20 protein-coding genes are annotated in these 23,386 nt (G+C 62.9%); 5 read left to right on the forward strand and 15 right to left on the reverse strand.

Going from position 1 to position 23,386, the window contains the following annotated elements; genetic code table 11:
• Window positions 1–272: 272 nt before the first annotated feature.
• The 4 genes from guaA to Q9451_RS25400 all read right to left on the reverse strand — a co-directional run bounded on the left by guaA (window position 273) and on the right by Q9451_RS25400 (window position 4,845).
• The gene (gene guaA, locus Q9451_RS25385; protein WP_012270724.1) at window positions 273–1,850 is read right to left on the reverse strand and encodes a glutamine-hydrolyzing GMP synthase; all 1,578 of its coding nucleotides are present in this window, start codon (window positions 1,848–1,850) and stop codon (window positions 273–275) included.
• A gap of 78 nt (window positions 1,851–1,928) precedes the next feature.
• Window positions 1,929–3,398, reverse strand: coding sequence for an IMP dehydrogenase (gene guaB / locus Q9451_RS25390; protein ID WP_012270723.1), 1,470 nt, complete (start codon window positions 3,396–3,398; stop codon window positions 1,929–1,931).
• Window positions 3,399–3,484: 86 nt separating this feature from the next.
• A complete protein-coding gene (locus Q9451_RS25395) occupies window positions 3,485–4,042 on the reverse strand; it encodes a hypothetical protein (RefSeq protein ID WP_012270722.1) in 558 nt (185 codons plus the stop codon).
• Between the two features lie 47 nt (window positions 4,043–4,089).
• On the reverse strand, window positions 4,090–4,845 hold the full coding sequence (locus tag Q9451_RS25400; protein ID WP_012270721.1) for a sulfite exporter TauE/SafE family protein: 756 nt from the start codon (window positions 4,843–4,845) through the stop codon (window positions 4,090–4,092).
• A gap of 97 nt (window positions 4,846–4,942) precedes the next feature.
• Between Q9451_RS25400 and Q9451_RS25405 the strand changes: the two genes are divergently transcribed.
• From Q9451_RS25405 to leuA, 4 genes are all read left to right on the forward strand, one after another.
• Complete coding sequence (locus Q9451_RS25405; protein WP_012270720.1) at window positions 4,943–5,821, forward strand: LysR substrate-binding domain-containing protein; 879 nt, start codon at window positions 4,943–4,945, stop codon at window positions 5,819–5,821.
• A gap of 86 nt (window positions 5,822–5,907) precedes the next feature.
• The gene (gene xseA, locus Q9451_RS25410) at window positions 5,908–7,287 is read left to right on the forward strand and encodes an exodeoxyribonuclease VII large subunit (protein ID WP_041166388.1); all 1,380 of its coding nucleotides are present in this window, start codon (window positions 5,908–5,910) and stop codon (window positions 7,285–7,287) included.
• A 3-nt stretch (window positions 7,288–7,290) separates the two neighbouring features.
• A complete protein-coding gene (locus tag Q9451_RS25415; protein ID WP_012270718.1) occupies window positions 7,291–8,118 on the forward strand; it encodes a M23 family metallopeptidase in 828 nt (275 codons plus the stop codon).
• A gap of 371 nt (window positions 8,119–8,489) precedes the next feature.
• The gene (gene leuA, locus Q9451_RS25420) at window positions 8,490–10,163 is read left to right on the forward strand and encodes a 2-isopropylmalate synthase (protein ID WP_012270717.1); all 1,674 of its coding nucleotides are present in this window, start codon (window positions 8,490–8,492) and stop codon (window positions 10,161–10,163) included.
• 154 nt (window positions 10,164–10,317) lie between these two features.
• Here leuA and Q9451_RS25425 read toward each other — a convergent pair whose 3' ends face one another.
• The 3 genes from Q9451_RS25425 to zwf are packed head-to-tail and all read right to left on the reverse strand — an operon-like array spanning window position 10,318 to window position 13,185.
• The gene (locus tag Q9451_RS25425) at window positions 10,318–10,998 is read right to left on the reverse strand and encodes a bifunctional 4-hydroxy-2-oxoglutarate aldolase/2-dehydro-3-deoxy-phosphogluconate aldolase (RefSeq protein WP_012270716.1); all 681 of its coding nucleotides are present in this window, start codon (window positions 10,996–10,998) and stop codon (window positions 10,318–10,320) included.
• Between the two features lie 17 nt (window positions 10,999–11,015).
• Window positions 11,016–11,729, reverse strand: a complete 714-nt coding sequence (pgl, locus tag Q9451_RS25430; protein WP_012270715.1) for a 6-phosphogluconolactonase — start codon at window positions 11,727–11,729, stop codon at window positions 11,016–11,018.
• Window positions 11,716–13,185, reverse strand: coding sequence for a glucose-6-phosphate dehydrogenase (gene zwf / locus Q9451_RS25435; protein WP_012270714.1), 1,470 nt, complete (start codon window positions 13,183–13,185; stop codon window positions 11,716–11,718). Before zwf ends, pgl begins: the two co-directional genes overlap by 14 nt.
• Before the next feature lie 211 nt (window positions 13,186–13,396).
• Between zwf and hexR the strand changes: the two genes are divergently transcribed.
• Complete coding sequence (hexR, locus tag Q9451_RS25440) at window positions 13,397–14,260, forward strand: DNA-binding transcriptional regulator HexR (protein ID WP_169725179.1); 864 nt, start codon at window positions 13,397–13,399, stop codon at window positions 14,258–14,260.
• Here the strand turns inward: hexR and Q9451_RS25445 are convergent.
• The 8 genes from Q9451_RS25445 to gltR form a co-directional block, all read right to left on the reverse strand.
• Window positions 14,253–15,107, reverse strand: coding sequence for a D-hexose-6-phosphate mutarotase (locus tag Q9451_RS25445; protein ID WP_012270712.1), 855 nt, complete (start codon window positions 15,105–15,107; stop codon window positions 14,253–14,255). The two genes, hexR and Q9451_RS25445, sit on opposite strands and share 8 nt — an antisense overlap.
• 117 nt (window positions 15,108–15,224) lie before the next feature.
• A complete protein-coding gene (locus Q9451_RS25450) occupies window positions 15,225–16,568 on the reverse strand; it encodes a carbohydrate porin (protein WP_012270711.1) in 1,344 nt (447 codons plus the stop codon).
• 41 nt (window positions 16,569–16,609) lie between these two features.
• On the reverse strand, window positions 16,610–17,764 hold the full coding sequence (gene ugpC / locus Q9451_RS25455) for a sn-glycerol-3-phosphate ABC transporter ATP-binding protein UgpC (RefSeq protein ID WP_012270710.1): 1,155 nt from the start codon (window positions 17,762–17,764) through the stop codon (window positions 16,610–16,612).
• Between the two features lie 3 nt (window positions 17,765–17,767).
• Window positions 17,768–18,613 carry a carbohydrate ABC transporter permease gene (locus Q9451_RS25460; RefSeq protein ID WP_012270709.1) on the reverse strand — a complete coding sequence of 282 codons (846 nt, stop codon included), beginning with the start codon at window positions 18,611–18,613 and terminating at the stop codon, window positions 17,768–17,770.
• Window positions 18,606–19,514, reverse strand: a complete 909-nt coding sequence (locus tag Q9451_RS25465) for a sugar ABC transporter permease (protein WP_012270708.1) — start codon at window positions 19,512–19,514, stop codon at window positions 18,606–18,608. Before Q9451_RS25465 ends, Q9451_RS25460 begins: the two co-directional genes overlap by 8 nt.
• Before the next feature lie 181 nt (window positions 19,515–19,695).
• Window positions 19,696–20,982, reverse strand: a complete 1,287-nt coding sequence (locus tag Q9451_RS25470; RefSeq protein WP_012270707.1) for an ABC transporter substrate-binding protein — start codon at window positions 20,980–20,982, stop codon at window positions 19,696–19,698.
• A gap of 145 nt (window positions 20,983–21,127) precedes the next feature.
• Window positions 21,128–22,582: an ATP-binding protein gene (locus Q9451_RS25475; RefSeq protein ID WP_012270706.1), complete on the reverse strand. Its 1,455-nt coding sequence runs from the start codon at window positions 22,580–22,582 to the stop codon at window positions 21,128–21,130.
• Entirely contained in the window at window positions 22,563–23,288 is a 726-nt protein-coding gene (gltR, locus tag Q9451_RS25480) for a two-component system response regulator GltR (RefSeq protein WP_012270705.1), read from the reverse strand. Before gltR ends, Q9451_RS25475 begins: the two co-directional genes overlap by 20 nt.
• Between the last annotated feature and the right edge of the window lie 98 nt (window positions 23,289–23,386).

Raw genomic sequence — 23,386 nt, forward strand, 5'->3', positions numbered from 1 at the left:
CTGAAAAAATCTCGAATTTATCGTATTTTTTCTTACGAAACAGTAACTTATAGAATATTAATACCATGAACACACAAAAGAACGCAGCATGGTATCGGCATCAATCATGGCATCGCCAAACCATAATACCAGCTTTAATGCCATGCTCAAACGGTGCTTGGCGCTTCCTCCCGTTGCCAGATCGTGCCAAACACAAACAAAAAAAAGCCCGCAATTACGCGGGCTTAGCGGCATTTCATGCCATCAGGTGCCTGGCTGTGCCAGACGCGGAATCATTCCCACTCGATAGTGGCAGGCGGCTTGCTCGACACGTCGTAGGTAACGCGCGAGATACCGTCGATTTCGTTGATGATACGGCCGCTGACGGTTTCCAGCAGCTCGTACGGCAGGTGCGCCCAACGCGCGGTCATGAAGTCCACGGTCTCGACGGCACGCAGGGCCACGACCCAGGCGTAGCGACGGCCGTCGCCAACGACGCCAACCGACTTGACCGGCTGGAACACCACGAACGCCTGGCTGGTCTTGTGGTACCAATCGGCCTTGCGCAGTTCTTCGATGAAGATGTGGTCGGCGCGACGCAGGATGTCGGCGTATTCCTTCTTCACTTCACCGAGGATACGCACGCCCAGGCCCGGGCCTGGGAACGGGTGGCGGTAGACCATGTCGTACGGCAGGCCCAGCTCCAGGCCGATCTTGCGCACTTCGTCCTTGAACAGTTCACGCAGCGGCTCGACCAGCTTGAGGTTCATTTCCTCTGGCAGGCCACCCACGTTGTGGTGCGACTTGATCACATGGGCCTTGCCGCTCTTGGCACCCGCCGACTCGATCACGTCCGGGTAGATGGTGCCTTGGGCGAGGAACTGGATGTTTTCCAGCTTGCTGGCTTCGGCATCGAAGATGTCGATGAAGGTGCGGCCGATGATCTTGCGCTTCTTCTCTGGGTCGGCTTCGCCTTCCAGGTTGTCGAGGAACTGCTTTTCAGCATCGGCACGGATCACCTTGACGCCCATGTTCTCTTTGAACATGGCCATCACCTGGTCACCTTCGTGCAGGCGCAGCAGGCCGTTGTCGACGAATACGCAGGTCAGCTGGTCGCCGATGGCACGGTGCAGCAGCGCGGCAACCACCGAGCTGTCAACGCCGCCGGACAGGCCCAGCAGGACGTTGGCCGAACCTACTTGTGCACGCACCTGGGCGATGGCGTCTTCGACGATGTTGGACGCGGTCCACAGGGCTTCACAGCCGCAGATGTCCTGCACGAAGCGGGACAGGATGCGACCGCCCTGCTTGGTGTGGGTCACTTCCGGGTGGAATTGCACGCCGTAGTAGCCGCGGGCATCGTCGTACATGCCGGCGATCGGGCAGCTTGGGGTGCTGGCCAGGATGTTGAAGTTGCCCGGCATCTGGGTGACCTTGTCGCCGTGGCTCATCCACACGTCCAGGCCCAGCACGCCGTCGTCGTCAACGTGGTCTTCGATGCCGTCGAGCAGGCGGCTCTTGCCGACCACGTCCACGCGGGCATAACCGAACTCACGCAGGTCGGAACCTTCGACCTTGCCGCCCATTTGCTCGGCCATGGTCTGCATGCCGTAGCAGATGCCCAGCACGGGTACGTTCAGGTCGAACACGGCCTGCGGCGCGCGCGGGCTGTTGGCTTCGTGAACCGACTCGGGGCCGCCGGCGAGGATGATGCCGCGCGGGTTGAATTCGCGGATCGCTTCATCGTCCATGTCGAACGGGTGCAGTTCGCAGTACACGCCGATTTCGCGCACACGGCGGGCGATCAGCTGGGTGTACTGGGAACCGAAATCGAGGATCAGGATGCGGTGAGCGTGAATGTCGAGGGCCATGACTCAATCTCGTCAGTGGAAATCGGAAACGACGCGGGGCTGTCGTGACAGCCCCGCTTTAGGTTGTAGCTGGAAGCCTCAGCCTACGCGGTAGTTAGGGGCTTCTTTGGTGATCTGCACGTCATGCACGTGCGACTCGGCCATGCCGGCACCGGTGATGCGCACGAATTCCGGCTTGGTGCGCATCTCTTCGATGGTTGCGCTGCCGGTGTAGCCCATGGACGAACGCAGGCCGCCCATCAGCTGGTGGATGATCGCGGCCAGGGCGCCTTTGTAAGGAACGCGGCCTTCGATCCCCTCAGGAACAAGCTTCTCGGCGCCGGCCGAGGAGTCCTGGAAGTAACGGTCGGACGAGCCTTGCGCCTGTGCCATGGCACCCAGCGAGCCCATGCCGCGGTAGGCCTTGTAGGAACGGCCCTGGAACAGTTCGACTTCGCCTGGGGCCTCTTCGGTACCGGCGAACATCGAACCCATCATCACGCAGGAAGCACCGGCAACGATGGCCTTGGACAGGTCACCGGAGAAGCGGATGCCGCCGTCGGCGATCAATGGCACGCCAGTGCCTTCCAGTGCGGCTGCGACGTTGGCGATGGCGCTGATTTGCGGCACGCCGACACCGGCAACGATACGGGTGGTGCAGATGGAGCCTGGGCCGATACCGACCTTGACGGCATCAGCGCCCGCTTCGGCCAGGGCCTTGGCAGCAGCGCCAGTGGCGATGTTGCCGCCGATCACCTGCACTTGCGGGTAGGTTTCTTTCACCCAGCGCACGCGGTCGATCACGCCTTTGGAGTGGCCGTGGGCGGTGTCGACCACCACCACGTCAACGCCTGCGGCTACCAGGGCAGCAACACGCTCGCCGGTGTCCTTGCCGGTGCCGACGGCGGCGCCGACACGCAGGCGACCTTGGTCGTCCTTGCTGGCCAGCGGGTAGGCCTTGGCCTTTTCGATGTCCTTGACGGTCATCATGCCCTTGAGGTTGAACTTGTCGTCAACGATCAGGACTTTTTCCAGGCGGTGCTTGTGCAGCAGCTCACGGACTTCGTTCTTGTCGGCGCCTTCGCGGACAGTGACCAGACGCTCTTTGGGCGTCATCACGTCGCGGACCTTGGCGTCCAGGCGGGTTTCGAAGCGTACGTCACGGGAGGTGACGATGCCGACCAGGTCGCCATTCGCCAGTACCGGAACGCCGGAGATGTTGTTCAGGCGGGTCAGGTCGAACAGGTCGCGCACGGTGGCGTCGGCCTCGATGGTGATCGGGTCCTTGACCACGCCAGCCTCGAACTTCTTGACCTTGCGTACTTCGCCGGCCTGCTGTTCGATGGTCATGTTCTTGTGGATGATGCCGATGCCGCCTTCCTGGGCCATGGCAATGGCCAGACGCGCTTCGGTCACGGTATCCATGGCGGCGGAAACCAGCGGAATGTTCAGCTCGATGCCACGGGTCAAACGGGTCTTGAGACTGACTTCATTAGGCAGTACCTCGGAATAGCCAGGTACAAGGAGGATATCGTCGAAGGTCAGGGCTTCTTGGCTGATACGCAGCATCGCGGGGGCTCCCGGGCGGGAAAAATGGAAGCGCGCCATTATACTCATGCACGGCGCGCCGCTCAATGCAAAATAAGGGCCTTCGGTCAGCCTTGTGGCAGTTTTACCTGTACCACGGCCACCGGCTGGTCGAGCCAGTCGGCGAAGCTGTCGAGAAAGGCCTGGGTGAACCCGGCCTCGCCCCAGTTGTTGAAGATGAACCCCAGGTTGGAAAAGGCACATGGCTGCAGGTAAATGAAGCCATTGATGTCATCTTCGAAGCCGCACAGCGGGCACGTGAAGTTATCGCTCACTCCCGGCATCCACTCTTCCAGGCTTTCGAACAGCGGCTCGCCCACCTCGCGCCGGCACTCCGGGCAACCGGCTTCTTCGAGGAAGCCCTCGGTGGGGGTATAGATGCAGCGCTTGAGCATCACTTCCAGGCCGTTGGCCTGCGCGCCGAAAGGCAGTTTTTCCGGGTGCAGGGCCACCTTGCGCGCCCCTGCCGCCAGGGCATGGCCCATGCGGTTGCCGGTGCGGCCACAGGTGGTCAGCTGTTCCTCGACCACCTTTTCGCGCACCAGCCAACGCAGGATGGCGCGGGCACGGGCTTCGTGCACCGGGACGGTAGACAGTTTGGGAACGATGATGCTCTGGGTGTTCATGAACGGGTCAAGCCTGAAAGACTGCGGTAATGGCGCAATTCTACCGCTCAGGCGCTCAGGTAGCGACCGATCAACGCCAGGCCGCTGGCTAGCACCAACCAGGTGACCAGGCGCACGAAAGCTTCACGGGACAGCCGGTTGGTCAACCTGCGCCCCACCCAGAGCCCGACGAACATCACTGGCAGCAAGCAGGCGGCGAGCAGCAGCAGGCTTTGGTCAGCATAAACGCCGGCAATCAGGAACAGCGTCAGGCGCACTACCGTGCTGCAACTGATGAGCGCGCTTTGGGTGGCACGCACCTGCTCTTTGACTTCCAGCCGCGCGCTCAGGTAAAGGGCGTAAAGAAACCCGCCGCTACCGAACAAGGCCCCGAACAACCCGCCTGCCGTCCCCATCGGCACCGCCCACAAGCCCGACAGACTGGCCGGCCGCACTTTGACTGCCAGCCCGTACAGCGCATAGGCGGTCACGAACACCCCCATCAACAGCAGCAAGAGGTCGGACTTCAACTGCAGCAGGAACACCACGCCCAACGTGCAACCCAGGGCCATGAACGGCAGCAGCCGCAGCAACTCGCCGCGCACTACATCCCGGCGCGACGGCAGCAGGTTGCCGAAGGCGGCGACGAAGTCCAGCAACACCAACAGCGGGATGATGCGAGACAAAGGCATGAAGTGGATCAACACCGGGCCGGCCACCAGCGCGGTGCCAAAGCCGGCGATACCGAAGACGATGTAGGCAACGCCGACACCCAGCAGAATGGGTAGCCAATCAAGGCCGGAAAACGACAATTGAGCAAGCATGGCGGCAGTTCCTGGGAAGACAGGCAAAGGTTAGCCAGCGATGAGTCATGCCGACTAATATGCCTTTATCGCCACAGCCATCTCGAAAAGGCATGACATGACGTCGATCCGCCAGTTGCGTTACTTCGTGGAAATCGCCGAATGCGGCAGCTTCAGCGGTGCCGCCGAGCGGTTGTACATCGCCCAGTCGGCACTGAGCCGGCAGATCACGGCGTTGGAACAGCAACTGGGCACGCCGCTGTTCGAGCGCACCGCGCGCCTGCCACGCCTGACACTCGCCGGGCAGGCATTTCTGGAGCGGGCCCGCCGCTTGCTGGCCGACCTGGCACAGGCCGAGCGGGTTACCCGCGACATCGGCGACGGGCTGAAAGGCAGCCTGCGCCTGAACCATTCCAGCACCGTACCGGTGACAGGCCCGTTGCTGGGTCGCCTGGGCAACTACCTGAAGGACAACCCCGGGGTTTCACTGGAGATTGCACAGCAATCGTCGGAGGCACAGCTGGAAGATATTGCTGGCGGGCGGTTGGATATCGGCCTGCTGCGTTTGCCGGTGCTGCGCCAGCATGAAGGTGTGGTGCTGCATGAACTGTTCCGCGAGCCCTTGCTGCTGGCGGTCGCCGCTGGGCATCCCTTGGCCAACGCCCAGCAAGTTCAGTTGGAGCGACTGCGGGAAGAACGCTTCATTTCCATCCCGCACCGAGATCGCGGCGGCTTGAGCTATCTGTCGGCCTCGTTGTGCATGGACGCTGGCTTCTTCCCGCAGGCGGCGCAGGTGTTGTCACGCAAGACGACGCAGTTGCAGCTGATTCAAGCGGGGTTTGGGGTGGCGCTGTTGCCAGCGTGCATGCGCGAAATCGCGCCGGCGTCGGTCAGCTTCGTGGCGCTGGAGGGTGACTGCCAAAGCACCGTGGCGCTGGCCTGTCGACGCGATGCGGGGCAGATGGTGCGGCAGTTCGTAACGACGATGCAGGCTTGAAGCTGCGACCGCGACAGGTCCGACCACAGATGCGGTGACAGGGCCGGGACAGACAACCGGGGCTGATGTCCTTTATGATGCCTGCCATGATCAAAGACCCCTTCGAACGACTCGGCCTGGACCGCGAGGTCCTTACCGTCAGCCAACTCAATGGCCGCGCCCGCGTGCTGCTGGAAGACGTGTTCCGCAGCGTCTGGGTGGAAGGCGAAATCTCCAACCTCGCCCGCCCGGCGTCCGGCCACATGTACTTCACCCTCAAGGACAGTGGCGCCCAGGTGCGTTGTGCGTTGTTCCGACAGAACGCCACACGGGTGCGCCAAGCCCTGCGCGACGGCCTGGCGGTGCGGGTGCGCGGCAAGGTTTCGCTGTTCGAGGGGCGTGGCGACTACCAGCTGATTCTCGACACCGTCGAGCCGGCCGGCGATGGTGCCCTGCGGCTGGCCTTCGAGGCGCTGAAGGAAAAGCTCGGTGCCGAGGGGCTGTTCAGCACCGAACGCAAGAAGCCGCTGCCAGCCCACCCGCAACGCATCGGCATCATCACCTCGCCCACGGGCGCTGTGATCCGCGACATCATCAGCGTGTTCGGCCGCCGTGCCCCGCAGGTGGAACTGAACCTGATTCCTACGGCAGTACAAGGCCGCGAAGCCATCGCGCAGATCGTGCGCGCCATTCGCCTGGCCGACAGCCTTGGCTTCGATGCACTGATCCTGGCCCGTGGTGGCGGCTCGCTGGAGGACCTGTGGTGCTTCAACGAAGAAGCCGTGGCGCGTGCCGTGGCCGCCTGCGTCACCCCGATAGTCAGCGCCGTGGGCCATGAAACCGACGTATCGATCAGCGACTTCGTCGCCGACATGCGCGCGCCCACCCCGTCTGCCGCCGCCGAGCTGCTGGCCCCCGACAACAGCGGCCTGCAGCAACGCCTGGATGGCCTGCAGCGGCGCCTGCTCCTGCGCATGCAGAACCGCCTGACCCACGACCGCCTGCGCCTGGAGTCACTGACCCGGCGCCTGCGCCACCCAGGCGAGCGCTTGCGTCAGCAGGCACAGCGCCTGGACGACCTGGACATGCGCCTGCGTCGCGCCTTCATGCTCAACCTCAACCAGCGCCGCGAACGCCTGGCGCGCCTGGACACCCGCCTGGCCGCGCAGCACCCGGGGCGTAACCTGAAGCTGTTGAAACAACGCCTGGACAGCCTGGCCGAGCGCCTGCCACGGGCCATGCGCGATGTGTTGAAAGACCGTCGCCAACGCTTCCAGGCCCAACTGCAAACCCTGCAGGTGGTCAGCCCGCTGGCCACCCTCGCCCGCGGCTACAGCATCCTGCTGGACGACCAGGGCCAGGCCATTCGCAGCGCCGAACAAACCCGCAATGGCCAGCGCCTCACCGCCCGCCTGAACGAAGGCGAGCTGCTGGTGCGGGTCGAAGACAACCACCAGACCCCGGTCACCCTCTCACTACTGGACTGACACATGCCCCGCCTGTTCGCGCCCCTGCTTGCCCTTTCCCTGCTGCTGCTGGCTGGCGGCGCCCAGGCCAGCTACATCACCCGCACCCTGAACAAACCGGTCCCGGGCGGCGTGGCAGTGGTCGACCTGGGCCCCGCCGCCAGCGCGCCCAGTGCCCGTTTCGACGGCAAGCCGGTGCTGGTGGTGAAGGAACAGGACAACTGGCTGGCCATCGTCGGCATCCCGCTGACCCAGAAGCCCGGCACCGCAATGCTGAACCAAGGCGGGCGCTCCCTGCCTTTCAGCGTCGGCAGTAAAAAGTACCCTGAGCAGCGCATTACCCTGAAGAACACCCGCCAGGTCAACCCGAACCCGGCCGACCTCAAGCGCATCGACCGCGAGCTGGCCGAGCAGATCAAGGCCTACCGCAGCTTCAGCCCGAGCCTGCCGAGTAACCTGATCCTCGACAAGCCGGTCAACGGCCCGCTGTCGAGCAAGTTCGGCGTGCGCCGTTTCTTCAACGGTGAAGAACGCAACCCGCATGCCGGGCTGGACTTCGCGGTGCCTGCGGGCACGCCGATCAAGACCCCGGCCAATGGCAAGGTGATCCTGGTGGGGGATTACTTCTTCAATGGCCGCACGGTATTCGTCGACCATGGGCAGGGCTTTATCAGCATGTTCTGCCACATGTCGAAGATCGACGTGCAGGTGGGGCAGCAACTGCGCCGGGGCGAGGTGGTCGGGCGCGTAGGTTCGACCGGACGGGCAACCGGGCCGCACATGCACTGGAACGTCAGCCTGAATGATGCGCGGGTGGACCCGGCGATTTTCATTGGCGCGTTCCAACCCTGAGACCTGTGCCAGCCCTATCGCGGGTTTACCCGCGATAGGGCTCACACGGTCTGCAGCAAAACCTCTGGGTTGCGCCTTCGAAAAATACTACGCAAGCATCCAGAAGCACTTAACAAAATCCAGCTATAAAATCTCGCCAAGCAGCTTTTTTTAAGCATTTCTCTCAATTTTCCCCGAACACTTGCCATCCCCCACCCCACTGGTTAAGTTTGAAGGCATGAAAACCTTCAGCACCCTCATCCTGCTCCGACAACATCGCAGCCTCTGCCTGGTCAGCGCCCGACTACCAGGCTGAATCGCGTCGCCTCGCCTCCTCATCTCGTTATTGCTCGGCAGGCCCGATCTCGGCCGCACACAAAAGGATTGCTTCCATGACCATGCTCAAAGACCCTTCGAAGAAGTACCGCGCTTTCCCGACCATCGACCTGCCTGACCGCACCTGGCCGTCGAAGACCATCACCGAAGCACCTATCTGGTGCAGCTCCGACCTGCGTGATGGCAACCAGTCGCTGATCGAGCCGATGGATTCGGAGAAGAAACTGCGCTTCTGGAAGACCTTGGTGCAGGTGGGCGTGAAGGAAATCGAAGCCTCGTTCCCGTCTGCCTCGCAGACCGATTTCGACTTCGTGCGCACCCTGATTCAGGACGGCCACATCCCGGACGACACCACCATCCAGGTGCTCACCCAAGCCCGTGAAGACCTGATCGCCCGCACCTTCGAGTCGCTGCGCGGTGCCAAGAAAGCCATCGTCCACCTGTACAACGCCACCAGCCCGTCGTTCCGCCGCATCGTCTTCAATCAGGACAAACAAGGCGTGAAGGACATCGCGGTGAACGCGGCCAAGCTGTTCGTCAAATACGCTGCCCAGCAGCCAGAAACCCACTGGACCTTCCAGTACTCGCCAGAAACCTTCAGCGCCACCGAAATGGAATTCGCCAAGGAAGTCTGCGACGCGGTCATCGAGGTGTGGAACCCAACACCTGAACACAAGATCATCCTCAACCTGCCGGCCACCGTGGAAGTGTCCACGCCAAACATCTACGCCGACCAGATCGAGTGGTTCTGCCGCAACGTCAGCCGCCGCGACAGCGTGATCATCAGCCTGCACTGCCACAACGACCGTGGCACCGGCATCGCAGCCACCGAGCTGGGCCTGATGGCCGGTGCCGACCGCGCCGAAGGCTGCCTGTTCGGCAACGGCGAGCGTACCGGTAACGTCGACCTGGTGACCTTGGCACTGAACCTCTACACCCAGGGCATCGACCCGCAGCTGGACTTCTCCGACATCGACGGCGTGCGCAAGGTGGTCGAAGAGTGCAACCAGCTGCCAGTGCACCCTCGCCACCCGTATGTTGGCGACCTGGTCCACACCGCGTTCTCCGGCTCGCACCAGGATGCCATCCGCAAGGGCTTCGCCAAGCAGCAGGAAGGCGAACGGTGGGAAGTGCCGTACCTGCCGATCGACCCGGCCGACATCGGCCGCAGCTACGAGGCGGTGATCCGCGTCAACAGCCAGTCGGGCAAAGGCGGCATCACCTACCTGCTCGAACAGGAATATGGCATCAGCCTGCCGCGCCGCATGCAAATCGAGTTCAGCCAAGTGGTGCAAGGTGAAACCGACCGCCTTGGCCTGGAAATGACCGCCCAGCAAATCTACAGCCTGCTGCACAAGGAATACCTCCAGGCCAACGCGCCATACGCATTGGTCAGCCATCGCCTGCAGGAAGAAAACGGCCACAGCGCCGTGGAAGTGGAAGTGGCCGGTGAAGGCGAAACCACCCTGCACTGGCGCGGCAAGGGCAATGGCGCCCTGGAAGCACTGGTGGCTGGCTTGCCGATTGCCGTGGAGATCATGGACTACAACGAGCACGCCATTGGTGCGGGCACCAATGCCAAGGCAGCGGCCTACATTGAACTGCGCGTGGCCGGTGGCCGCCCGGTACATGGCGTAGGCATCGATGAAAACATCACCACCGCCAGCTTCAAGGCACTGTTCAGCGCGCTGAACCGCTCGCTGAGCCAGCAGGAGGCCAAGGCGGCCTGAGCCCTACGGCAAGCATGAGAAAGCCCGCATCGTTTGATGCGGGCTTTTTTATTGCCTGTGCCCGCGAAAGGGCCAGCACAGGCACTGCAAAAAAACCGGACAAAAAAAGGGGCGCCGACCAAGCGCCCCATAAGCCGTAAAGCACACAACAAATTCAGTTGGCGTCCAGCAGCGCCATCGCCTCCGCACTGCACGCCTCAATCCGCGCCCAGTCGCCGTTCTTGATCCAGCTGCTGTCGAGCATCCAGGTGCCACCCACGCACATCACATTGGGCAGTGCCATGTAGTTGCGCACATTGGCCGGGTTCACGCCGCCCGTGGGGCAGAAGCGAATATCACCGAACGGGCCGCCAAAGGCCTTGATTGCCGCCACACCGCCGCTGATTTCCGCCGGGAACAACTTGAAGCGACGGTAGCCCAGGGCGTAACCCATCATGATTTCGGATGGCGTGCTGATGCCTGGCAGCAGCGGAATTTCACTGTCCACGCCCGCTTGCAGAATGTCCTGGGTAATGCCCGGGGTAACGACGAACTGCGCGCCGGCAGCCTCGACGGCGGCGAACATGCTGCGATCAAGCACGGTGCCGGCGCCTACGCACAACTCCGGGCGCTGTTCACGCAGCACCTGGATGGCCTTCAGGCCATGCTGCGAGCGCAGGGTCACTTCCAGGGTACGGATGCCGCCAGCGGCCAGGGCATCAGCCAGCGGCAGGATGTCTTCCTCACGGGCGATGGTGATGACCGGCAGGATGCGCGCCTTTTCGCAAATGGCGTCGATCCGCGCGGCTTTATCAGCCATCGAGAGCTTGGGCTGTGGGCGTTCGAGGGTGGTCATGACTGTGGATCCTTGGCTCATGGGCACCAGTAGATGTCCAGGGGGTCGTGAAGAAAAGCGCGAATCGGCATTTCAGTAAGGTCGTTGCCAGCCAGCGCGGCGCGCAGGGTAGCGAGTTTGCCCTGGCCTTGCACGGACAGCGCGATAAAGCCAGCACTGGCCAGCAGCGAGCGGGTCATCGACAGGCGCTGGTGCGGCACGCTCGGCGCCAGCAAGGGCAGGCAGCGGCGCGGGCTGGCCAAGTCCAGGCCTGCCTCCAGGTTGGGGCTGGCCGGAAACAGCGAGGCGGTATGGCCATCGTCACCCATGCCCAGCACCAGCACGTCGATTGGCGGTAGCGCGACCAAGCCCTGGTCGGCCTTGAGCGCAGCGGCATCGAGGTTTTCCGCCTGCTGGTACAGGCCAACGAAGCGGGCCTTGGCCGCCGCGCCCTTCAACAGGTGGCGGGCCACCAGGCCAGCATTGCTGTCAGCATGCTCCACCGGTACCCAGCGCTCGTCGGCCAGGCTGACGGTGACCTTGGCCCAGTCCAGGTTTTCGCTGGCCAGCTTCTCCAAGAACGGCACCGGGCTGCGGCCACCGGACAGCACCACGCAGGCTTGGCCCTTGGCGGCAATGGCCGCGCGCAGCCGTTCGGCCACGTCGTGCGCCAGGGTTGCAGCCAGTGCCTTGGCGTCCGCCAGGCTATGTGCCTTCACGGCCGCTGGCAGTTTCAGTTCAGATATCCCCATACCACGCCCTCCCATCGCGTGTGATCAGTGCAATCGAGCTCATCGGCCCCCAGGAGCCCGCAGCGTAAGGCTTGGGCGCATCGCCCGCGTTACGCCAGCCGGCGATCAACTGGTCGCACCACTTCCAGGCATACTCGATTTCGTCCTTGCGCACGAACAGGTTCTGGTTGCCGCGCATCACTTCGAGCAAAAGCCGCTCGTAGGCATCCGGAATTCTTGCGCTGCGCCAGGTGTCGGAAAAATTCAATTGCAAAGGGCCACTGCGCAGTTGCATGCCCTTGTCCAGGCCTTGCTCCTTGGTCATCACCCGTAAAGAAATGCCTTCGTCCGGTTGCAGGCGGATGATCAGCTTGTTACCGATCTGCAAACGCTGCTCCGGGGCGAAGATGTAGTGCGGCGTTTCCTTGAAGTGGATGACGATCTGCGACAGCTTCTGCGGCATGCGCTTGCCGGTTCGCAGGTAGAACGGCACACCCGACCAGCGCCAGTTACGGATGTCGGCGCGCAGGGCAACGAACGTTTCGGTGTCGCTCTGGGCGTTGGCGTTGTCTTCTTCCAGGTAACCAGGCACCGGTTTGCCTTCGCTGTAGCCGGCAATGTACTGGCCGCGCACCACACGGGTGCTCAGGCCGTCGCCGGTGATCGGTGCCAGGGCCTTGAGCACTTTCACCTTTTCGTCGCGAATGGCATCGGCGGACAGCTCGCTGGGCGGGTCCATGGCGATCAGGCACAGCAGTTGCAGCAGGTGGTTCTGAATCATGTCGCGCAGCTGGCCGGCCTTGTCGAAATAACCCCAACGGCCTTCGATACCGACCTTTTCCGCGACGGTTATCTCCACGTGGGAGATGGAATTCTGGTTCCACTGGGTTTCGAACAGGCTGTTGGCGAAGCGCAGGGCAATGAGGTTTTGCACGGTCTCTTTGCCCAGGTAGTGGTCGATGCGGTAGACCCGGTTTTCAGGGAAGAAGCGCGCCACGGCATCGTTGACCCGGCGCGACGACTCAAGGTCGTGGCCGATGGGCTTTTCCAGTACCACGCGCGTGCGCGGGGCCAGCCCGACCTTGTCGAGGTTTTCGCAAATGGCCCCGTACACCACTGCCGCGGTGGCGAAGTAAGCGATCAACGGCTGCTCGCCGGGCAGTTGCTCGGCCAGGGCCTGGTAGCCCTCGGGCTGAAGGAAGTCCAGGTGCTGGTAGCTCAGCCGGGCAAGGAAGCGCCCCAGCGAAGCAGGCTCGATATCGGCTTCGGGCACATGCCGGCGCAAGTGCGCCTCGATGGTGTCCAGATGCACCTGCGCACTGCCGGCCTCGCGGGCCAAGGCCAGCAGGCGGGTGTCCGGATGCAGCAAGTTGGCCCGGTCGAGCTGGTAGAGCGCAGGAAACAGCTTGCGCAATGCCAGGTCGCCGAGGGCGCCAAACAGGGCAAAGGTGCAAGGTTCGACACTGATCGCAGCCATGATGTTGGTTCTTTCCTAAAGTTGGTCTAGGAATACCGCTTTCACATACGGTTTTCAAGGGATAATGTAGTAAAAACCACAACATTACACACAAGTGTTACAGACAAGTGGTACGCCAACCGCACCGACAGTACGATAGACGACCGTGCAAAAAGCCTGCTGCTTGCGCAGCCGGCTGTCTTCCCGACCCAAGGACACACCCATGGACCGCGTGCGAAACCTCCTGGAACAGATCCAGGGACGCCTCGACGAGCTGAACAAGGCCGAACGCAAAGTCGCCGAAGTCATCTTGCTCAACCCGCAACAAGCCACTCGTTTCAGCATCGCTGCTCTGGCCCAGGCGGCCAAGGTCAGCGAACCGACCGTCAACCGCTTCTGCCGCTCGTTTGGCGTCAGCGGCTACCCGGAACTCAAGCTGCAACTGGCGCAGAGCCTGGCCAGCGGCGCCGCCTATGTCAGCCGTGCGGTAGAAGCCGACGATGACCCGGCAGCCTACACCCAGAAGATCTTCGCCAGTGCCATCGCCTCGCTCGACGGCGCTTGCCAGCAACTGGACCCGCAGCAGGTCAGCCGTGCGGTGGACATGATGATCCAGGCCCGACAGATCCACTTCTTCGGCCTAGGCGCCTCGGCCCCGGTGGCCCTGGATGCGCAGCACAAGTTCTTCCGCTTCAACCTGGCGGTGTCAGCCCATGCCGACGTGCTGATGCAGCGCATGCTGGCCTCGGTGGCGCACACCGGCGACCTGTTCGTGATCATTTCCTACACCGGGCGCACCCGCGAACTGGTCGAAGTGGCGCGCCTGGCACGCGAAAACGGCGCCTCGGTGCTGGGCCTGACCGCCGCAGGCTCGCCACTGGCCAATGCCTGCAGCCTGAGCCTGCACATCCCACTGCCGGAAGACACCGACATCTACATGCCGATGACCTCGCGGATCATCCAGCTGACCGTGCTCGATGTGCTGGCCACCGGCATGACCCTGCGCCGCGGCGTGGACTTCCAGCCGCACCTGCGCAAGATCAAGGAAAGCCTCAACGCCAGCCGCTACCCGATCGAGGACGACGAACTCAACTGAGCCGGTGCGCCTGCAAGCGCAAGTGCGCACGCTGGCCCGGCGCCAGGCTCAGGCCCTCGCCGCTGCCGCTGGCGGCCTCGACACAAACGAAACGCTGGCTCTCGCGCCCACTCACGCCCATCAGCGGGCGGTTGCCGGGGTGCCAGACCACGGTGTCGTCGCTGTCACCCGTGTCGATGCACAGCTCGCGCTGCCACGCCGGGTCCTGCAGCTGCACCCGAGGCGTGCTCGGGTAGACTTTCTGGCAGCCGCCCTTGAGCTTCAGCGCACCCTCCTCACGGCAGGCCTGGCGGTTGAGGCGGTCGTAGCCTTCGATATCCTCTAGCCCAGACAGCGCTATCTCGGACACGTCACTGATGCGCCAATAGGCCAGCAGCGCATGGCTCAACTGACACGGTTCGCTGTCTTGATGCTCGGTGCTCAGGCTCAGTTCCATGCGGCTGTCCAGGCGAGCATGCAGGTCGACCTGCCAGTCGCACAGGTCCAGCCGCCATTTCAGGCTCACGCCTTCCTCGTCCTCGCGGCTGTCCACCAGCTTCCAATCCAGCAGGCGTGCCCAACCGTGGGCCGGCCACAGGTCTTCGCTGGGGTGGCGGCCATACCACGGCCAGCACACCGGCACCCCACCCCGAATCGCCCCTACCTGCGGCCACTGCTCGGCGCACCACAGCCACGGCCGCTCACCGGCCGGTTGAAAGTGCAGCAACTGCGCACCCTGGCGGCTGAATACCGCCTGGCAACGGGGATGATCGATGATCAGCACATCGCGCTGCTGGTAACGCTCCCACTCGAATGTCGGCCTTGGCCGCTGCGAGGAAAAGAAGCGATGGAGCGGATGTTCGGGCATGGTTCAGAGCTCTTGTTGTTTGAGATAGCGCTGTCTCGGCCTATTCCCGACAACCACTGCAGGCCAGTGGGTGCCGGGAACCGAAAATGGATTGGCGTAAATTTACAACAAATGCCCTCAGAATGACGACTGAATCTTCAAACCTGCGACCAGCGCGTTGTCCACCTGGTCTACCCCGCCGGGGCTTTTGATGTACTGCAGGTTGGGCCGCACGGTGAGCCAGTTGGTGACGTGGAAGCCGTAATAGAGCTCGGCGTTGTACTCGGTGCGCTGCAGCGGCACGAAGCCTGGGTTGTCGTAATCGTTGATGCCACTCTGGGCGTTCAGCAGTTCAGCGCGCTTTTTCACGTCGTCATTTACATGAATACGCGCCACGCCAAAGCCGATGTCATCCTTGGGCCGGGCGTCGAAGGCGCCTTTGTAGACCAGCCCCACCTGCTGGTAGTTGTCGACCACGTTGGTGGCCTTGTCGTGCACGGTGAAGTTGGCGAACAGGCTCAGGCCACGGTTGACGTCGCCACCGTGAGCGGTGACTTGCTGCTGCGCCACCACCCACCAGCCGTGCTTGCTGGAATGCGACTTGAAGGCCTCGCCGCTGAGCGCCTGCGGGTTGCCGTTGACGTCGTCAAACACATCGTCGGCCTTGGCCGTGCTGTAGTAGTAGCCCAGGCGGTACTCACCAGGCAGGCCGTTGACCTTGGGTGACCACACCGCTTCCACCGGCAAGATCGCCCCCTTGGTACCACTGCCGCTGAGCTTGAAGCCGTTGCCGGTTTCCAGGTTGGAAGGGTTCTGCTCGAAAGCGCCGACCTGCACGAAGAATTCCGGGGTGATGTTGTATTTCACCCGCAGCGCCCACTGGCTGACCGGCCAGTTGTACCAGATGCCGCCGACCCAGTTGCCCACCTGCGAGCCACAGAAGGCCAGGTTCTGGAAATCGCAAGGGAAGCTGTTGAAGTCCTCGCCCTCGCCGAAGCGGCCGAATTTGACGTCCAGTGCGCCGTCGAAGTACTTCTGCTTGACCCACATCTGCGTCAAGCGCCAGGTCTGACCACGACCCCACACCTCCTGCACCGAGCTGAACTGCCCAGCGCGTGGGTCGCTGATGCGGTCATTGGACAGGTTGCGGCCGCTGCGCTCGGTGATCGCCAGCTTGAACTCGGCATCGTGCCAGCCAAGTATTTTCTGCAAGTCCAGGTGCGCGCCGAGGGCGAACTGGTCGCTGTAGCGGGCGGTCTTGTCGTCGTTGTAGCCGCCGTGCAGGTTGCCGGCTACCTCGCCGACATAGTCGAGGGTGAAGTCGTAGCCCTTTTCCAGCAGCTCGGTACGGGTGCCGCCCCAGTCGCCAGTCATCCATTTCGACTCACTGGAAAAAGCCTCGGCAGCCTGCACGCCGCCGCTGCCGACAACGGCGAGCAAGGCCAGCGAGCCCAATGTGCTGATGCGTTTGCGCTGTTCCATCCCTTTGCGTCCTCTTTTTTCTTATTGATGGTGTAGACGATTCAACGGCCTTTGAAGTGAGCCACGTTGTCCTTTGCGGTTGCCCCAGTGCTGGCCAGGTGCACGCGTTCGCCGCTTTCGGCGTCGAACAGCAGCACCCGAGCCGGGTCCAATTGCAGGTTCAGGGTGTCACCCACCCGGCACGCCACATCCGGCGCCAGGCGGCAGCACACCTTGGTCTGGTTGAGGGTGACGAACACCAACAGGTCCGGCCCGGTGGGCTCGGTAACCTGCACCTCGGCGCGAATGCCCGGCAGGCCATTGCCCTCTGCGGTGCCCAGGGCGATCTGCTCAGGGCGGATACCCAGAATGATCTCGCGACCGTCCAGCTCGTCGGCAGCCAACCCCAACGGCAGCTCGCAACGTGCCTGGCCACTGTCGAGCAGCGCCAGCACGCGGCCATCCTGCTTGGCCAGGCGCACCGGTATGAAGTTCATTGGCGGCGAACCAATGAAGCTGGCGACGAACTGGTTGGCCGGGTCGTTGTAGATCTGCTGCGGGGTACCGAACTGCTGGATGATACCGTCCTTCATCACCGCCACCTTGTCGCCCAGGGTCATGGCCTCGATCTGGTCATGGGTGACGTAGACGGTCGTGGTCTTCAGGCGCTGGTGCATCAGCTTCATTTCGGTGCGCATCTCGACCCGCAGCTTGGCGTCGAGGTTGGACAAAGGTTCATCGAACAGGTAGATCTTCGGCCGCCGCGCCAGCGCCCGCCCCATGGCCACACGCTGCTGCTGGCCACCGGACAACTGCGCTGGCTTGCGCGCCAGCAGGTGCTCGATCTGCAGCAGCTTGGCCACCCGCGCCACTTCCTCGTCGATGGCGGCCTGGGGCAGCTTGCGGATTTTCAGACCAAACTCGATGTTCTCGCGCACGCTCATGGTCGGGTACAGCGCATAGGACTGGAACACCATGGCGATGTCGCGGTCCTTGGGGCTCATGCCACTGACGTCCTGCTCGTCGATGAGGATCGCGCCACCGGTGATCTGCTCAAGGCCGGCGATGCAGTTCATCAAGGTGGACTTGCCGCAGCCCGAAGGGCCGACCAGGATCAGGAATTCGCCGTCCCTGATCGACAGCTGGATGTCCTTGAGGGTGTCCGGCAGGCCGCTGCCGTAAGTCTTGTTCACATTGCGAAGTTCGAGCGTTGCCATGGCTTACCCCTTGACCGCGCCGGCTGTCAGCCCGCGCACGAAATATTTGCCTGCCACCACGTAGACCAGCAGGGTTGGCAGGCCGGCGATCATCGCTGCCGCCATGTCCACGTTGTATTCCTTGGCCCCGGTGCTGGTGTTGACCAGGTTGTTCAGGGCCACGGTGATCGGTTGCGAGTCGCCACTGGAGAACACCACGCCGAACAGGAAGTCGTTCCAGATCTGGGTGAACTGCCAGATCAAGCAAACCATGATGATCGGCGTCGACATGGGCAGGATGATGCGGCGGAAGATGGTGAAGAACCCAGCACCGTCCAAGCGCGCGGCCTTGACCAGCGCATCGGGAATGCTCACGTAGAAGTTGCGAAAGAACAGCGTGGTGAAGGCCAGGCCGTAGACCACGTGCACCAACACCAGGCCGCTGGTGGTGCTGGCCAGGCCGAGCTTGCCGAGGGTGAACGAGGCTGGCAGCAGCACGGTCTGGAACGGCAGGAAGCAGCCGAACAGCAGCAGGCCGAAAAACAGCTGCGAGCCACGAAAACGCCACATCGACAGCACATAGCCGTTCAGCGCACCGATGATGGTGGAGATCAGCACCGCTGGCACGGTGATCATGATCGAATTCCAGAAGTAACCGCTGACCGTGCCCCAGGCCTTGACCCAGCCAATGCCGGTAATCACCGCGGGCCAACTCAGCAGGTTGCCGGTACTGATGTCTTCGGGGGTCTTGAAGCTGGTCAGCAGCATCACCACCAGCGGCACCAGGTACAGCACCACAGCGATCAGCAACACCGCGTGTATGGCAATGCGGCTCAGGCTGAGCGCTGGTTTGTCGACAGGGCTATGCATGGCGTTTGCTCCGCAGCTCCGAATACAGGTAAGGCACGAGGATCGCCAGGATCGCCCCGAGCATCAGGATGGCGCTGGCCGACCCCATGCCCATCTGGCCGCGGCTGAAGGTGAACGAGTACATGAACATCGCCGGCAGGTCGGACGAGTAACCCGGGCCACCGGCCGTCATTGCCGCCACCAGGTCGAAACTCTTGATGGCAATGTGCGAAAGGATCATCAGTGCACTGAAAAACACCGGGCGCAGGCTAGGCAGCACCACGGTCCAGTAGATGCGCGGCAGGCTGGCGCCATCCATTTGCGCTGCGCGGATGATCGACGGGTCGACCCCGCGCAGGCCGGCAAGGAACATCGCCATGATGAAGCCCGAGGCCTGCCACACGGCCGCGATCACCAGGCAGTACACCACCCGGTCAGGGTCGATCAGCCAGTCCAGGCGAAAGCCCTCCCAGCCCCAGTCGCGCAGTAGCTTGTCCAGGCCCATGCCGGGGTTGAGCAACCACTTCCAGGCGGTGCCAGTCACGATCATGGACAGTGCCATGGGGTACAGGTAAAGGGTGCGGATAAAACCCTCGCGGCGTATGCGCTGGTCCAGCAGCACCGCCAGCAGCACGCCGATAACCAAGCTGATGGCAATGAACAGGCCGCCAAACACCAGCAGGTTCTTGCTTGCCACCCACCAGCGGTCGTTGTCGAACAGCCGGGCGTATTGCGCAAGGCCTGCCCATTTGTAGGTGGGCAGGAAGGTCGAGGTGGTGAAGGACAGCACGAACGTCCAGAGGATGTAGCCGTAGAAGCCCACCAGGACGATGAACATGCTGGGCGCCAGCACCAGCTTGGGCAGCCAGCGCTGAAGCGCGTCCAGGGGCGAGGCCCGCAGTTGGGCGGTAGTTGTTGTCATGGTTCACCTCAAAGGCGCCGCACTCCCTGCAGGAGCGGCCTTGCGTCGCGATAGGGCTGCGCAGCAGCCCCAAAAGACTCACGGCCAACACCTACCTGGAAGATCGAGTGCGCAGTTTTGGGGCTGCTGTGCAGCCCTATCGCGACGCAAGGCCGCTCCTACAAAGGGAGATGGCGTCGCGTTACCGGGCAGCCTTGATCGCCGCCGCCAGCTTCTTCGCCGCATCGGCCGGATCGGCCTTGGGATCGTTGATGTAGTTGGTCACTACATCGAAGAACGCACCCTGCACGGCCAGCGTGGTGGCCATGTTGTGCGCCATGCTCGGCTGCAGGCCGCCATTCTTGGCATCGGCCAGGAAGTCACTGGCAGAGCGCTGCGCGCAAGCATCGAAGCCATACTTGGCCATGTCGGCCAGCATGTCGTTGCGCACCGGGATCGACCCTTTGTTGGTGCTGAAGACTTTCTGGAAGTCCTCACCCATCACCTTGCGGGCAATGTCCTGCTGGCCGGCAGAAGTGCCTGCGTTGTTCTGCTTGAACACCACCAGCGAATCGATGTTGTAGAGGAAGGCCTTGTCGGTACCCGGGAACGGCACGCACTGGTAGTCCTTGCCGGCGGTCTTCTTCGCCAAGGTCCATTCGCTCTTGGCCCAGTCGCCCATGATCTGCATGCCGGCCTTGCCGTTGATGACCTTGGCCGCCTCCAGGTTCCAGTCCTGGCCTTTGCCATCCGGGTCCATGTAGTTGGCGACCTTTTTCAGCTCGGCCAGCGCCTTGACCATGTCCGGGCCGGTCAGGGCCGCATTGTCGAGGTCGACCATGGCCTTTTTGTAACCCTGCGCGCCCATCACCGAGAGCACCACGCTTTCAAACACGGTGCTGTCCTGCCACGGTTGGCCGCCATGGGCGAGCGGGATGAAGCCAGCGGCCTTGAGCTTGTCGGCAGCGGCATAGAATTCATCGAGCGTGGCCGGCGCCTTGTCGATGCCGGCCTTCTTGAAGACTTCTGGGTTGATCCAGAGCCAGTTGGTACGGTGGATGTTTACCGGTACGGCAACATAGTCACCGTCATACTTCACGTTGTCAGCGACCTTCTTGTCGAGCAAGGTGTCCCACTGCTCTTGCTTGGCCACATCCTTGAGCACTTCGCCGTCGAGCAAACCGGTGGCCGCCCAGTCCTGGATATCTGGCCCTTTGATTTGTGCGACACCCGGCGGGTTGCCCGCTACGGCGCGGCTCTTGAGCACGGTCATGGCCGTGGCGCCGCCACCGCCGGCGACAGCGCCATCCTTCCACGTGAAGCCGTCTTTCTCGACCTGGGCCTTGAGCACATCGACGGCCGCCTTTTCACCACCGGAGGTCCACCAGTGCACCACCTCGACACTGCCTTTGGGTTCGGCAGCCTGGGCACTGAGCGGGAGTAAGGAAGCCAGGGAGATTGCGGCAGCGAGACGGAGCGTGGAATTCATCGAAACACCTTTCTTGTTGTTATGCCGTGCAAGTCGATCGCTTGCGTTGCATGGAGTCTAAACAGCACGCCCGCCGCGCCGGGTAACGAAGCGATGCATGAATGTCATCGTTTGGTTACATTGCCGGTACAGGTAACGCAGCGTTTCACTCCACGCCCCGTGGCAGGTACAACGTCACCCGCAACCCACCCTCTCGCAGATTCAGCAAACTCACCTCGCCCCCATGGCTGTGGGCGATATTGCGCGCAATCCCCAACCCCAGCCCATAGCCCTGCTGCTGCCCTGCCAGCCGGAAATGCGGCTCGAACACCTGCTCCAGCTGCTGCTGCGGTACGCCCGGCCCCTGGTCGTCCACCTGCAGCACAAAGCCCTCGGCACTGTCGATGATGCGCAGCCGCGCCCGCTCGCCATACTTGATGGCGTTGTCGATCAGGTTGCCGATGCAGCGTCGCAACGCCAGCGGCTTGCCTGGGTAAGGCGCCAGCGCCCGGCCGTCGACCGTGATACGGCCATCACGCAGATACGGCTCTGCCAGAATCTCCAGCACCTGATTGAGGTCGACCGGCTCTAAGTTCTCGTGGATATCGGTGTCCTTAACGCACTGCAAGGCGCCTTTGACCAGCAGCTCCAGTTCGTCCAGGTCCTGGCTGAACTTGGCCTGCAGGCGCTCGTCCTCCAGCAGTTCGACACGCAGGCGCAGGCGGGTGATTGGCGTGCGCAAGTCATGGGAGATGGCGCTGAACAGCTGGCTGCGTTCGGTCAGGTAGCGGCTGATGCGCTCACGCATGCTGTTGAATGCCCGGCTAACCTCGACCACTTCGCTACCCCCGCCTTCCGCCACCGGCGCCACATCGGCGCCCAGCGACATCTCCCGTGCGGCCCGCGCCAGGCGCTTGAGCGGCCAGCTCTGCCAGTGCACCAGCAGGCCGATGAACAACAACAGCAAGGCCGTGGTGAGTACGATGAAACCGATCTGCTGCCGTGGCAGGCGCTCGGCCTCCAGGCTGGTATAGGGTTCAGGCAGCAGCGAAGCGATGTACAGCCACTCACCCTCGCCCAGGCGAATCTGCGTCACCAGCACCGGCGGGTTGAGCGGCTCCAGGGTCAACGAGTAATGCGCCCAAGAACGTGGCAGCTCGTCTAGCTTAAGGCCGCTGTTGAAGATACGCAGGTCGTCGGGGGCGACGAACTCCACGGAGATGTCCATCTGCGACCCCAGGCGCTCGTGCAGCACCTGCTGGAACACATCGATCACCGCCTGCTTGCGTGGGGTAATGGGCAATACCGGCATGTCCAGCGGCTTGGCGTTGAGCGACACGAAAAAGCGCGTGCCACCCATGCTGCGCAACTGGTCGAGCACCATCGGCCGATAGGCCACCGGCAGCGAGCGGAAGTAACTTACACTGGCGCTCATCGAGTGGGCCAGGCTGCTGGCACTGGCGCGCAGGCCCTGCAACTGGCTGGCCCGCAGTTGGGCAACCCAGATGATGCTCGACAGGCCTTGGGCCAGCAGCACAACCAACAAGGTCAGCAGCAGCATACGCCCCAGCAATGAGCGCGGCAGCAGGCGCCAGCGCCGCTCAGGGCGCACTGCAGACATGCGCCGCCAACAGGTAGCCACTGCCGCGTACCGTGCGGATCAGCCGGGGTGGCTTGTCGGTATCACGCAGACGCTGGCGCAAGCGGCTGACCGCCATGTCGACGATGCGGTCCAGCGGCATCGGCTCGCGACCACGGGTGGCGTTGCCGATGGTGTCGCGGTCGAGAATCTGCTGCGGATGGTCGAGAAACAGCTTGAGCAGGGCAAAGTCGGCGCCAGAAAGAATCACCTCTTCACCGTCGTGATGGAACAGGCGGTGGCTGACCGTGTCCAGGCGCCAGTCATCGAAGGCCAGCACCGCACTGCCCGGCGCCGCCTGGCCGAATTCGGCGCGACGCAGCAGGGCCTTGATTCGCGCTTGCAGTTCACGGGGGCTGAACGGTTTGCCCAGGTAGTCGTCGGCGCCCAGTTCCAGGCCAATGACCCGGTCGGCCTCGTCGGAGCTGGCGGTGAGCATGATGATCGGCACGCGCGCCTGGCGCGGGTGCTGGCGTACCCAGCGGCACAGGCTGAAGCCGTCTTCGTCGGGCAGCATGACATCGAGGATGACCAGGTCGCAGGGCGTGCTTTCCAGCGCACGGCGAAAGCCTTTGCCGTCGGCTTCGGCATGCACCTGAAAGCCGGAGCGACTCAGGTAGGTTTGCAGCAGTTCGCGGATTTCCTGGTCGTCGTCGACCATCAGGATCGATTTGCCGGCAGTGCTCAAGGTGGTCCTTCCTCTTGTTGTTTGCAGATCTTTTGCCTGCTGTTGGGTGTTGCCTTCTGGGGCTGCTTTGCAGCCCATCGCGACACAAGGCCGCTCCT

This window comes from Pseudomonas sp. NY8896 (assembly GCF_039634505.1).